We start from the raw sequence: 12,807 nt of genomic DNA on the forward strand, positions 1-12,807 counted from the left end.
ACACATTTGAAATATGAGCATAACAATGACGCAAGACGAATTAAAAAAAGCAGCTGCGTGGGCTGCACTCGAGTTTGTAAAAGAAAACACCATTGTTGGTGTAGGGACAGGCTCTACCGTAAATCATTTTATTGATGCCCTAGGCACAGTAAAAGACACCATAACGGGTGCGGTATCTAGCTCTGAGGCTTCAACAGCGCGTTTACACGCGTTAGGTATTGAAGTGTTTGAGCTAAACGATGTAGATGCTCTTGATGTATACGTAGACGGCGCAGATGAAATTAATGCCCAAAACGAAATGATCAAAGGCGGCGGCGCAGCACTTACCCGCGAAAAAATAGTCGCAGCCGTTGCAAAACAATTTGTTTGTATTGTTGATGACACAAAATTAGTAGATACATTGGGCGATTTTCCGCTTCCGGTAGAAGTTATACCAATGGCACGCAGCTACGTAGCGCGTGAATTATTAAAACTTGGTGGCGACCCTGTGTACCGCCAAGGCGTAGTAACCGATAACGGTAACGTTATTTTAGATGTACACAATTTAAGTATTAGTAATGCCAAACAACTTGAAACACAAATTAATTCAATTGTTGGCGTAGTTACCAACGGCCTATTTGCGATGCGCGGCGCTGATAAAGTGATTATCGGCACTAAAAATGGGCCACAAATTAAATAGGATGAGGTTATGAGTAAGGTATCGTTAGCAAAAGACAAAATTAAAATTCTCTTGCTTGAAGGTGTTCACCAAAGCGCAGTAGAAACGCTTAAACGTAATGGTTACAGCAACATCGACTACGTAAAAACATCGCTACCTGAGGACGAACTTAAAGAGCGTATTAAAGATGTGCACTTTGTAGGGCTTCGTTCTCGTACTCATATTAACCAAGCAGTTTTAGACTCAGCTGAAAAGCTAGTAGCCATTGGCTGTTTTTGTATTGGTACTAACCAAGTTGACTTAAACTCAGCTCGCGAGCGCGGTATTGCGGTATTTAATGCACCGTTTTCAAACACTCGTTCAGTGGCTGAACTTGTACTTGGCGAAATACTATTACTATTACGTGGTATTCCAGAGCGTAATGCAGCAGCGCACCGTGGCGGCTGGTTAAAAACAGCAACCGGCTCGTTTGAAGCGCGCGGTAAAACGCTCGGGATTATTGGTTACGGCCACATAGGTACACAGCTTGGTATTATGGCTGAAAACATAGGTATGAACGTAGAGTATTACGACATTGAAGATAAGCTCTCTTTAGGTAATGCAACACAAATTCATAACCTAACACAGCTTTTACAGCGCGCTGATATTATTAGTTTACACGTACCAGAAACACCGCAAACTAAAAACCTAATTGGCACAGCAGAACTTGCCGTAATGAAGCAAGGATCAATACTAATTAACGCTTCACGCGGTACTGTAGTGGATATTGATGCACTTGCTGAAGCACTTAGCGAGAAAAAGCTAAGCGGCGCAGCTATTGATGTATTCCCTGTTGAGCCAAAATCTAACGAAGAAGAATTTGTATCGCCACTGCGTGAATTCGACAACGTTATTTTAACGCCGCACATTGGTGGTTCAACCCAAGAAGCGCAAGAAAACATTGGTATTGAAGTAGCCGGTAAATTAGCTAAATACTCAGATAATGGTTCAACTATTACAGCTGTTAACTTCCCTGAGGTTTCGCTACCAGAGCTTGCTAACCGTAGCCGCTTATTGCACGTACACCACAACCGCCCTGGCGTACTTACACAAATTAACCAAGCGTTTGCCCAGCACGGTATTAACATTGCCGCTCAGTACTTACAAACTGATGAATCAATTGGTTATGTAGTTATTGACGTAGATACCGATCAGTCAGAAGTTGCACTTAAAGAGCTAAGCGCAGTAGAAGGTACAATTAGAGCGCGTATTCTTCACTAAGCTATCAGCTAAAATAATAAAAGCCGTACTTGATTAATCAAGTACGGCTTTTTTGTATTAAACTGGCTACTAAGAGCTGTTCGCAATTACTCGCCTTTAACTTCTAAATTAACAAATTTAACTAGCTCTTCTGGCTGGCCAGCTAACATCATTATTTGCTGGTTAACTTCCATCATGGTTTTACCTTCAGGCAATTTTGCCGATATGCTTAATGAGTTTAAACCTTTGGCAAAATCAGTCAGCGCATGTGCTATTTCTTCAGTTACGGGAGCTTGCTGTAACTGTTGCTGTAGCGTCATTTGCATTTGCTCAAGCGTCATACCTTGTTTTTCAAGCTCGCTCACAAATAGCTCTTTTAATTTGCCTTGGTTATTAAGTACTAAATTAATATTTCGTGGCTCAAGCTTACTCATAGCTTGCATAACTAAGGTTTGCTGTTGTAACTCTTGCTCGTACGTAAGTGGCGTGTCACCTGCTTCTTGCTGCGCTTTGCTTATAGCAAGGGATGCGTCCATTAATGCTTTAGAGTTAGCAAGTCCTACATCCATATTAAAACTAGCAATATCTTTTGCATCAAGCTTTAAAACTACGTCGCTGTCGCCAGATTGTTCATCGTAATCGAGCGATGAGCTTAAGTCGTAACTTGCAGAGGCAAGCATTTCGTTTGTATCAGCAGGTAGTTTTGCTACAAAGTCCTTATCAAACTGAAAGCTTTTTACTGTAAACGATGTATGTGGCGATATTTTATCGGTTTCGTAACCGGTTACTTCAATACTTTGAATATGCGCTACGTTATCACCTTCAGGGCTAATTACTTCCATGTTAGTAATTTCAACACTTTGAGAAATAACACTTGCCGATAAACCCGCGTATTTAAATGTTGCACCGGTTTGATCGCTCACTAAAGCAAGCTGCTTGTCTACTTCGGTACGTACTTCTTGAGTTGCTACATAGTTTGCGTAGCTAACACCGCCTACGCCAGCTGCAACAATGGCTATGGCTATTACGAGTTTTTTCATGCTATTTCCTTATTCTGATCTGTATATAAATTGTGTTTGCTCAAGAGTAACATTACACAGCAGCCGCTGTAAGCGTTAATTAATTAAACTCAGTAACTCGTGCACGGTTTTTACTGGCGTAATTTTAGCCCCTAATCCTTCCATCGATTTATGGTAATTACGAAACGGAATAAATATTTCAGTAAACCCATGCTGAGCCGCTTCTTTAACCCGTGGTACACCACTGTCGATTGGGCGCACATCGCCGTTTAAACTAAGCTCACCCATAATGCAGGTTGTACGCGGTACAACAAACTCGTTTAAGCTGCTTAAAAGCGCAGTTACTAACGCTAAATCAATACAGGTTTCGGTTTCATCGATTCGTAAGCCGCCCACAATATTAAAAAACGTATCGTGAAATATTTTAGTTTTGGTGTGTTTGCGTAAAATACCAGTGAGCATTTTTATTCGGTTCATGTTTAAACCCACGCACACACGCTGCGGAAATTCGGCTTCGGTTTCGGTGGTTAAACATTGAATTTCGAGCAATAAGTTACGGTTACCTTTTCGGATACACGTAATAGTAGAGCCTGGTGATTCAGTACTTGATCCCGATAAAAAAATCTCGCTGGGGTTATCAACACTTAGCATGCCGCGTTCGCACATTTTAAAAATGCCTACGGTATCAATATCACCAAAACGGTTTTTGTTAGCTCTAAGCGTACGTACCTGTCCATCATTCGTGTCAATGTGCAATAAGGCATCCACTATATGCACTAATGTTTGCGGCCCTGCAATTTCGTTATTTTTATTAACATGGGCAATAATAAACATAGTGACATCGTTTTGCTTACAATACTGAGTAAGCGCTTGTGCGGCACTTTTTACTTGCGAAGGCGAACCAGGGCTGCCATTTGCAGTGTCGGTTACAACCGCCTGAATAGAGTCGATAACAGCAAACTTAATTTTATTTTTATCAAGCTCTTCAATAATGGTTTCTACGCTAGTTTCAGAAAGTAAATAAAGCTCATCGGCGTTATAGTTAAGCTTTAAGCGGTTTACACGGTTTTTAAACTGCGACAACGACTCCTCAGCAGTACAATAAAGTGATGGCATACGCTGCGACATTCTGGCTACTAAATCAGATAACAGCGTTGTTTTACCCGCCCCTGGGTCGCCTGATATAATATTAACCGAGCCCGTGGTTACGCCGCCGCTTAGTACACGGTCAAGCTCGCCTATTTCTGTTAGCTGCTTTTCGGCCTCGGTGGTGGCTACATCATCAATTTTTTTAGAGCCGCCACCAATGCCACCTGCATAACCACCAACGGTTGCTCGCGCAGCGGCTTTTTTACTTTGCCCTGCAGAGGATTTAAATTCTGCCAACGTGTTCCACGCACCACAGCGACACTGACCTTGCCAACGTTGGTAGTTCATACCACACTCTGTACAAACAAATTCTACTTTTGCCGCCTTAGCCATTTATAACCTTACCTACTATTCTTTAATTTAAAATGCATACATTTAGTTGTTTATTTTATCATGGGGAGAACGACATAGCAGCGCTACATTGCTAAAGCCACTCTAGGATCTATATTAGAAACAAACACATGTAATTTTCTCTTTTACTTTAAGTTAGGGCATACTTATTGCTTTTAAATACTTTAAAGTAACTTGCCAACAAATTGGCATTTAACACATAATAACAAGAGTTAAACTGTACTTACACGAAAAATCGTACCTATATTAATAACATAGCACGATGTTACGTTTATTGAATTTTTCAAATAAATGGACTTTACAGTATACCTACTTTTCAATTAGACGGTGACGATTTATAAATGGCTGAAGACATACTGCTCAAACACGAAGACCTCGTAAATGAGCTAAAAACCTATTTAGGTAACGCAAAGTTCGACCTAATTTTTAAATCTAAAACGGCAGGTTTAACAAAGCCTGAGCAGTTTTTAATGAAAATGGAAATGTCGCGCCTATCTCAGCCAGTTGCCCGTTTTGTTGACCTGCGAGGTTTAGTAACGGGCCAAGTTCGCCCGTATGAGCACAATGGTAAACAACACTTTATGGATGACACCGCCATAGAAGTATTTGAGGCAGCCTTAAAACAACACGGCGGCTATACTTTAGCGGTATACGAAGCGGTAATGAATACCGAAAACAACCATCGCGTACTACAAAAACAAGCACAAGAGCAAAGTGATACACAAGTTGAAAACGACACTCTGACTACTAGCGTAATAAAATTTGCCTCTTATGAAAGCCGCTCTGAGGAGCGAATGAACTACTCGATTAAAGTTAAAATTGAGTACAACGATAAGAAAAACATTGCCGCGAGTACCTCAGATATCTCTTTGAGTGGTTGTAAAATTAAGCTTCCTACCCGCCAAATTATAAAAAAAGGGCAGCTAATTGCCATGCGGCTAGTAGGGCTTGAGCAAGATTTTGAGCTAGGCCTTAAAAATGGCATTCAATATGAAGTAGTTGCAGTTGAAAGTATATCTCGTGAATATAACCACATTCGTTTAAAGCGTACTTTTATAGAAAAAAATGAAGCATTCGATAATTTTTTAGATAGCTTTATAAACGGTAATAAACGCCGCTATAAAGTGAACTTAGATAACACCCTAGATGCTGTTGTTTCAAAGGGTTATGAGCAATATTATATTCCGCGCGTTACCTCTTTATACTTATTTTTAAGTAAAAAAGGCGAACAAATTGTTCCTAGTTTAAGCCTAACCACTGAAAATAATATTTTTATTCAGCGCTATTTTACTGATGAACGAAAAGTGCCCTGCTTATATAGCATTTTAAATAATCAACGTATTAGCCAAATGCTTACCCAAGTAAACGCAGTAAAAGAAGATTACTTATATACGTTTACTCATGTTTCTGCAGGAAAAATTTATTACTACTCAGCCACGCGTACAGAGCTTAATAACAACCCTAAATTAAGAAACCTATTTTTAGGGTTTGGTAGCCAAAAAGACAGCTGGCAATGCTTTAAATTACAAGTTATGCCAAGCCACCCTGATGATTCGTTTATTCCATTATCGTTGCCTAATTCGGCGGGTAAAAACATAGAAAAGCTAAATAAGCCACCTTCTCCAAGAGTGGCTGGCCTTATAAAAGATGTAAAATACATTGCGGTTTTAACCGCCATTGGCAACAGTGAAGAACAAGCGCACTATAAGAAGCAGCCCTACGATAAGGCGTTAGTTAACCAGCTTAAACATTTTGGCCACGCTAAGCATAATAAGCCTCCTTATTTAGATATTGTGCCACTAGAGTATGTAAATTTACGCTCTCACAAACGTTACTTATATAAAACACCTGCCGAGCTTACGTTTGAGGATAAGCAGTATCAGGCTCATACTCGGGATTTTTCGGTTATGGGCTTGCAATTAGAGTCAGCCTCGCCGGTTAGCTTTAAAAAAGGCGATATTGTTTTACTGTCTTTCCCCGATTTACAAAAAATAACTAAAAAGCATAATTTAAGTGAGCTTAAATACGAAGTGATGGCAATTAGTAAGTCGTTAACGACCATTAATTTAAAAGCCAACAGAGTTGCTGACTTACCACATGCAGGGGTTAACTTTTTTACCCAATTAATTCAAAGTAATAAAGATAAATTAAAAGTGTCTGAAGAAGCCCCTAAAATAGAAGGCCTTTCTACCGCACTGAGAAATATGGTGACCAAAAGTGTGTGCCAATTCCCGCTTTATTTACATAAAGAAGCAAGCCACTTTATTCCAGGTGCCATAGGTTTTGGTTTATATGCCAGCCCAATTCACGTGATTTTACAAAATTTTGGCTTATTAAATAATAAAACTGACCTAAGCCATATTTTAACGCAGCAACAAATTATTGATGTGATCACCCCAAGCATTAAAGATCGTAGCCGACAAGACCCGCCTTTGCCGTTTACACTCGCAATTAATTTTGACCCTAAACAAGATAACATTGAAAAGGCTGTGACGAGCCAATGCGTACTAGGGGAAAGCTATTCAAGCTTTAGTGAGCAAATTAGCGCAGGCGTTAAATCTGAGCTGGTATTTGTTATGCGCTTGTACTTATCGCGAACGGGTCGCCCAGATACAGACTACCTATCAAACGAACTTAAATATGTAAGCCAATATGCAATGCACAAAGCAAAAGACATAGAAGAAGCGCTGTGGGCAGTATCTGGGGTGGGTGATATTGTAGATATAACCGACGAAGCGCTTAGCCATTTAGAGTTAGATCAAAAGCAGGTCGCTCAAATGGGCCGCAGAAAGCTGTTATGGTTAAACCGCTTGCGCTAAGCGGCTTAATACCAATCGACTTAAAAGTTTATAGCGTGCTAAATAAAGCGTTAGCGGCGTTATAAACTTCTCAAATAGAACAACTACATGTCGAAATTTATGCCTTGTTATCACGCTATTTATCTGTCGCTATAAATATCTAAATAACTTAACCCGATTGGTATAACTTATTTTGGTGGTTATTCTCAGGTTACTTCTTTAAGGGAATAGCCAACATATACAACAATTGCAGTAACGAGCCCTGACATATAGCCGCTTGAGCTTGCTCCACCACTTTTGGTTTACCATGTACGGCAACACCTAACCCTGCTTTTTCCATCATTAGCAAATCGTTTGCACCATCGCCAATGGCTACCGTTTGCGTATTTGCTAAGCCCAGCTTTTGCTGCAGTGTTTCTAAAACAACCGCTTTTTGCTGCGCATCAACAATGGCACCAGAGACTTTTCCTGTGAGTTTATCGTTTGCAAATTCAAGCACATTAGCATGTACTTCATCTAAATTAATCAGCTGCTGCACACGCTCGGCAAAGGGCACAAACCCGCCTGATGCTATAGCAAGATACCAATTATGCTGCTTTAATATTTGGCATAACGCTTTAATACCAGGCATTAATGGTAAGGTGTTTTTTAAATCTTCAATTAAGCTTTGCTCTATGCCGGCTAACTTTGCTACACGCTGATTTAAACTTTCGCTAAAATCTAGTTTGCCCGCCATTGCAAGCGCGGTCACCGAAGCCACATCGTCATATACATCTGCTAAACGTGCAATTTCATCAATACACTCTATGGTGATGGCGGTAGAGTCCATATCCATAACCAGCAGCCCTGGCTCATATAGGTTGGGTGGCGTTGTAACTTGCACTAGCTGAAAATCAAGCGTGTTTGCAAACTCTCTTAGTGCAAGCGGGTTAATTTTTTGCTCTGCCTCTGGGCTATAAAAACACAGAGCTGGGGCTAACCCTAAGTCGGGCTGATATTGACATACAGCGGTTACTTTAAGCGCGTGCGTTTTTAAAAAGTCGATAATGCTCGTTACATGCTTTAGTTCGAAATCGCCCGCAAACGCAATACTAAATAACCCAACGGTTTTATCTGGTATTGTTTGAGCAGGAGTAAAACTCCCTTCTTTGTAATCAAACCATGTGTTTAGCGTTAAAGAATGTAATGCTTGCTCAGCAGCTGGCTGTGCCATGTTCATTTGCGACATGGGTTCTCCGTGTTTGTTATTTATTTTTCTAATTTGGCGTATCAATTAGGGTATTCATAACGCTAAATTCGCCATCGGGGTAGATTTAAGGTTATAGTTAGCGTAGTTGTAACATCAAATCAAAATGCTGTCAGTAGCATATACGGTGACTATGAAAAATAACCATATAAAAAGCCCTTTGTCTGCATCACAAAGAAAGCGAATCGTTCGCTTGTTATTGGCTGCGGGCTGTTTTGTATTACTGAGTTTTGTAGGTGTTAACAGTAGCTTTGAAAGCCACCAACTACTTTATAATAGTGCCGATAATACTGCCAAAAGCTTAACCTCATTTATGGCACTTAATGCTAAAGAGCCATTGCTTGCTAAAAATAAGCCACAGCTTAGAGCTTTGTGTAATGATATAAGCAAAGACGAGTTTGTACTTTCAGCCACAATTTACGATCAGCAAGGCGTACTTATAGCCAGCAGCGATCACTGGCAATCGCACCACATATTTGGCCAATTGCCAGAGTCTACCCCAGGGATTAGTAAACTAAAAACCCCATTTGTTGAGCCTGTTGTAAGCGACATAGATAAGCCTTTAGGCTTTGTATCTATTACTTATTTAACCCGCGCGGCGATATCTGACAGCCACAATCACTTTCATGATTTAGGCAGGCAAGTTTTATTAATGCTAGTAATAGCCTGTATTTTTACATGGCAGCTAGGGCGAGGCCTAAAACGTTGGCAGGTAAATCGCTATATGCAAAAAACCTCAGAGCAAGAATCGTAAAGCTGCTGAGCAAGCTCGGCTTTATTAGTATTTGGCTTTAAGCTGCATAAAACTTCAAATACAGCAGGAATATGCGCAGGGGTGTTAATTTTTCCCTGATGGCCACTTAATGGCATTGAGGGCGCGTCCGTCTCAAGCACTAAATGCTGCGGTTCTATTTGAGCAATTACATCACGGGTTTTAGCTGCACGTTCATAGGTAATAACGCCACCCACGCCTAATTTAAAGCCCTGTTTAATATAATACTGTGCTTGTTGCATGGAGCCTGAGTATGCATGTATCACCCCGCCATATTTTGGCTTGCAGCGCTTAAACGCATGCGCAATTAAATCATGGCTTTGCCTGTGATGCACAATAAGCGGCAGCTGGAGCTCGTTAGCAAGGGTAATGTGTTGCTCAAATAGGCTGGTTTGTTTTTCAAGGTCATGAATACTTCTATCAAGCCCGCACTCCCCTATTGCCACCAGCTGTTTTTTATTGGTTTTTGCAAAATCGAATAACTGCGCTAAGTGAGCATCTTTATGCTCATCTAAAAAGTAAGGGTGAAGCCCTGCGGCAATATGTACTTGTGGGTATTTAGCTTTTAATTCAATTAGCTGCTGAGATTGCACCAAGCTAATACCTGGCACAACAAAGCGCTCAACACCTTTAGCCATACACTCTTTTATGAGTGATTCGCGCTTTGCGTCAAACTCAGTAAAATCGAGGTGGCAGTGGGAGTCTATAAACTTCACAGCGTAAACCGGTTAAGGGTTTAAACGTGTTATTTGCCAGCTATTATCGGTTTGGCGCTGATATATAAAGCGGTCGTGTAAACGATGTGCGCCACCTTGCCAAAACTCTATTTTAGAAGGGACTACGCAGTAACCGCCCCAAAAATCAGGCAATGGAATTTCACCATTAGCAAATTTACTCTTCATATTAGCAAAGGTTTCCATAAGCACTTTGCGCGATGAGACTGGCCTGCTTTGCGCTGAGGCCCATGCTGCTAATTGGCTTTCTTTAGGGCGCGATAAAAAATATTTAGCGACTGCAGCCGTCGGTAATGGTTTTGCCTCGCCGTATACAATCACTTGGCGCTCCATATGATGCCACGGAAAATGCAGCGATATTTTGTTATTGCCTTTTAGCTCTTGCGCTTTACGTGAGCCGGTATTAGTAAAAAATACAAACCCGTTATCATCTAAATGTTTTAACAATACAATACGCTGTGAAGGTTGCCCGGTTTCATCAACCGTTGCCACAACCATGGCCGTTGGGTCTGGGATATTACTGCCCACAGCATGCTCAAGCCACGTTTCAAATTGTTTGAATGGATCATCTTGCAAGTTATCTTCGCTTAGCGCGTCTTGCAGGTATTCACGGCGGATGTCTTCGAGTTTCATAAACAAATCCTTCTCTGTTTATTAAAGCGTATGTGGGTAAGTTAAGGTCAGGCAATCAATAGTAATCAGTAATAAGAACAATTTTATATTTTGGGTTAGTGCTTGGTTAATGTTGGGTTTCGTTTCACTCAACCCAACCTACGGTGCAAACCTATATATCTGCAAGTGTAGGAGTGCTGACAAGGCGAAGTGCTTTTTTATGCCAAGGAGCATACAGTTAGTATGTGACTTAGGCTAAAAAAGCACGACAACGCAGTCAAAGCGAACTACACGCAGCAGAAGGATCACCTATGTAGTTTAGCCTAAGACAAGGCATCCACCTCCTACTTATCCCTATGAGCATACGATTTGTATGTGATTAGGGTAAGTTGGGGTGGATAACGCAGTATTAGGTTAAAATACGACGGTGATTACATTTGCTCCATGACTTCAATGCCTAACAGATCCAATCCTGTTTTTAGTGTATCTGCCACTAAATTACATAACACTAAACGGCTGTCACGTACGCTTGGCTCTACGCCTTCTTTTAGTACTGGGCAGGCTTCATAGAATGTCATGTATAGGCTAGCTAGCTCGTATAAGTAGCTACATAGTACGTGCGGAGTAGCCTCAGAGATCATTAAATCAAGGACTTCTTCAAGCTGAAGCAGTTTAAGCGCGAGTGCTTTTTCTTGCGGCTCAGCTATAGCTACATCTGCATTTAGCGTAGCGGCATCGACACCTGATTTACGGAAAATACTGCGCACACGAGTATAAGCATATTGTAAGTAAGGTGCTGTTGCGCCTTCAAAGCTTAACATGGTGTCCCAGTTGAATATGTAATCGCTGGTACGATGCTTAGAAAGATCAGCGTATTTAACAGCGCCAATACCTACTTTACGCGCAATTTCGCTGCGATCATGATCTGATAAATCAGATTCACGCTCAGCAAGTTTTGTTGCTGCACGACTAATTGATTCTTCAAGTAAATCAGCAAGTTTTACTGTACCACCTGTACGGGTTTTAAATGGTTTACCATCGGCGCCCATCATGGTGCCAAACGGGCAAAACTCATAGCTGGTTTCATCGCGTAAAAGGCCTGCTTTACGTGCGGTAAGCTCCACTTGATTAAAGTGAAGGCTTTGGCGTGCATCAACAAATATTAAAATACGCTCAGCGCCTAAGGTATTTGAGCGGTAGTTACACGCGGCTAAATCGGTGGTTGCATATAAAAAGCCGCCGCCAGATTTTTGCACGATAAACGCCGATGGCTCACCATCTTTATTAGCAAGTTCATCTAAAAAGACCACTTGTGCGCCTTGCGACTCTACCGCTATGTTTTTATCTTTTAACAGGCTAATAATATCGTTAAGCTCACTGTTGTAAGCACTTTCAGCCATAATATCGTCTTGGGTAAGCGTTACATTTAGACGTTTGTAAACTTCTTCAGAGTGCTTAACAGAGGTCGCTATAAATAGCTTCCATAGCTTTTCACAGTGCGCGTCGCCGCCTTGTAGTTTAACTACATAGTCACGGGCTTTATCGGCAAAGCCTTCTTCATCGTCAAAACGCTTTTTAGCATCGCGGTAAAACGTTTCTAAATCAGCAAGCGCTACCGACTCTAAGTCTACGCCTTGGCTAATTTGATCTTCTAAATGCGCAATTAGCATACCAAATTGTGTGCCCCAATCGCCCATGTGGTTTTGACGAATGACTTTGTCGCCTCTAAATTCAAGCGCACGTACAATGGCATCACCAATAATGGTTGAACGCAAATGGCCTACGTGCATTTCTTTTGCAAGGTTAGGTGATGAGTAATCTACCACGACAGTTTGCGGGTTTGCGTGCTCGTTTACAGCCAGTTTTGCATCGTTGTTTGCTGCTTTTACACTGTTGGCTAAAAACTCAGGCTTTAAATGAATATTAATAAAACCAGGGCCGGCAATTTCTGTTTTTTCAGCGATGTCGGTTACATCTAGGTTATCAATAATTTTTTGCGCAAGCTCACGTGGGTTGCTTTTCATTTTTTTAGCGGCGCCCATTGCACCATTAATTTGGTAATCACCAAACTGTGGGCGTGTGCTTTGTGTAACAGCTGGGTTTGTGTCTTCTGGTAGGCCTGCTGCGGTCATGGCGGCAATGGCTTTTTCTACTAAAATAGTACGAATGTTCATTATATTATTTACCTTTGTAAGCCCGCCATAGCAGGCTTTCAGTTAACTTTAGTCA

The 12,807-nt window shown here is 41.2% G+C and carries 10 protein-coding genes; 4 read left to right on the plus strand and 6 right to left on the minus strand.

Translation table 11 applies throughout. The features are described from left to right. Positions 1 to 25 precede the first annotated feature (25 nt). Positions 26 to 679 carry a ribose-5-phosphate isomerase RpiA gene (gene rpiA / locus AN395_RS08680; RefSeq protein ID WP_004586165.1) on the plus strand — a complete coding sequence of 218 codons (654 nt, stop codon included), beginning with the start codon at positions 26 to 28 and terminating at the stop codon, positions 677 to 679. A gap of 9 nt (positions 680 to 688) precedes the next feature. After that, positions 689 to 1,918: a phosphoglycerate dehydrogenase gene (serA, locus tag AN395_RS08685; RefSeq protein WP_004586164.1), complete on the plus strand. Its 1,230-nt coding sequence runs from the start codon at positions 689 to 691 to the stop codon at positions 1,916 to 1,918. Positions 1,919 to 2,004: 86 nt separating this feature from the next. On the opposite strand, the gene AN395_RS08690 is transcribed toward serA, so the two are convergent. Both AN395_RS08690 and radA read right to left on the minus strand, forming a co-directional pair. Beyond that, a complete protein-coding gene (locus AN395_RS08690) occupies positions 2,005 to 2,937 on the minus strand; it encodes a hypothetical protein (RefSeq protein ID WP_054982733.1) in 933 nt (310 codons plus the stop codon). A gap of 75 nt (positions 2,938 to 3,012) precedes the next feature. After that, positions 3,013 to 4,398, minus strand: a complete 1,386-nt coding sequence (radA, locus tag AN395_RS08695; RefSeq protein ID WP_054982734.1) for a DNA repair protein RadA — start codon at positions 4,396 to 4,398, stop codon at positions 3,013 to 3,015. Positions 4,399 to 4,757: 359 nt separating this feature from the next. Between radA and AN395_RS08700 the strand changes: the two genes are divergently transcribed. Then, the gene (locus AN395_RS08700) at positions 4,758 to 7,235 is read left to right on the plus strand and encodes a PilZ domain-containing protein (RefSeq protein ID WP_054982735.1); all 2,478 of its coding nucleotides are present in this window, start codon (positions 4,758 to 4,760) and stop codon (positions 7,233 to 7,235) included. Between the two features lie 190 nt (positions 7,236 to 7,425). Here AN395_RS08700 and serB read toward each other — a convergent pair whose 3' ends face one another. Then, a complete protein-coding gene (serB, locus tag AN395_RS08705) occupies positions 7,426 to 8,442 on the minus strand; it encodes a phosphoserine phosphatase SerB (RefSeq protein ID WP_054982736.1) in 1,017 nt (338 codons plus the stop codon). A 151-nt stretch (positions 8,443 to 8,593) separates the two neighbouring features. Between serB and AN395_RS08710 the strand changes: the two genes are divergently transcribed. Beyond that, positions 8,594 to 9,214 carry an AhpA/YtjB family protein gene (locus AN395_RS08710; protein WP_004586158.1) on the plus strand — a complete coding sequence of 207 codons (621 nt, stop codon included), beginning with the start codon at positions 8,594 to 8,596 and terminating at the stop codon, positions 9,212 to 9,214. Here AN395_RS08710 and AN395_RS08715 read toward each other — a convergent pair. The 3 genes from AN395_RS08715 to argS form a co-directional block, all read right to left on the minus strand. Further along, on the minus strand, positions 9,181 to 9,948 hold the full coding sequence (locus AN395_RS08715) for a TatD family hydrolase (RefSeq protein ID WP_054982737.1): 768 nt from the start codon (positions 9,946 to 9,948) through the stop codon (positions 9,181 to 9,183). The two genes, AN395_RS08710 and AN395_RS08715, sit on opposite strands and share 34 nt — an antisense overlap. A 12-nt stretch (positions 9,949 to 9,960) precedes the next feature. Further along, on the minus strand, positions 9,961 to 10,599 hold the full coding sequence (gene pdxH / locus AN395_RS08720) for a pyridoxamine 5'-phosphate oxidase (RefSeq protein ID WP_004586156.1): 639 nt from the start codon (positions 10,597 to 10,599) through the stop codon (positions 9,961 to 9,963). A gap of 410 nt (positions 10,600 to 11,009) precedes the next feature. Further along, the gene (gene argS, locus AN395_RS08725; protein WP_054982738.1) at positions 11,010 to 12,752 is read right to left on the minus strand and encodes an arginine--tRNA ligase; all 1,743 of its coding nucleotides are present in this window, start codon (positions 12,750 to 12,752) and stop codon (positions 11,010 to 11,012) included. Between the last annotated feature and the right edge of the window lie 55 nt (positions 12,753 to 12,807).

Origin of the sequence: Pseudoalteromonas sp. P1-30 (assembly GCF_001400005.1) — a bacterium.
Classification (GTDB): domain Bacteria; phylum Pseudomonadota; class Gammaproteobacteria; order Enterobacterales; family Alteromonadaceae; genus Pseudoalteromonas; species Pseudoalteromonas atlantica.

Bases quoted from the DNA above. Each gene is read 5' to 3' on its own strand.
- pdxH (WP_004586156.1), bottom strand. From the start codon at position 10,599: ATGAAACTCGAAGACATCCGCCGTGAATACCTGCAAGACGCGCTAAGC.
- argS (WP_054982738.1), bottom strand. From the start codon at position 12,752: ATGAACATTCGTACTATTTTAGTAGAAAAAGCCATTGCCGCCATGACC.
- rpiA (WP_004586165.1), top strand. From the start codon at position 26: ATGACGCAAGACGAATTAAAAAAAGCAGCTGCGTGGGCTGCACTCGAG.
- serB (WP_054982736.1), bottom strand. From the start codon at position 8,442: ATGTCGCAAATGAACATGGCACAGCCAGCTGCTGAGCAAGCATTACAT.
- AN395_RS08700 (WP_054982735.1), top strand. From the start codon at position 4,758: ATGGCTGAAGACATACTGCTCAAACACGAAGACCTCGTAAATGAGCTA.
- radA (WP_054982734.1), bottom strand. From the start codon at position 4,398: ATGGCTAAGGCGGCAAAAGTAGAATTTGTTTGTACAGAGTGTGGTATG.
- AN395_RS08710 (WP_004586158.1), top strand. From the start codon at position 8,594: ATGAAAAATAACCATATAAAAAGCCCTTTGTCTGCATCACAAAGAAAG.
- serA (WP_004586164.1), top strand. From the start codon at position 689: ATGAGTAAGGTATCGTTAGCAAAAGACAAAATTAAAATTCTCTTGCTT.
- AN395_RS08690 (WP_054982733.1), bottom strand. From the start codon at position 2,937: ATGAAAAAACTCGTAATAGCCATAGCCATTGTTGCAGCTGGCGTAGGC.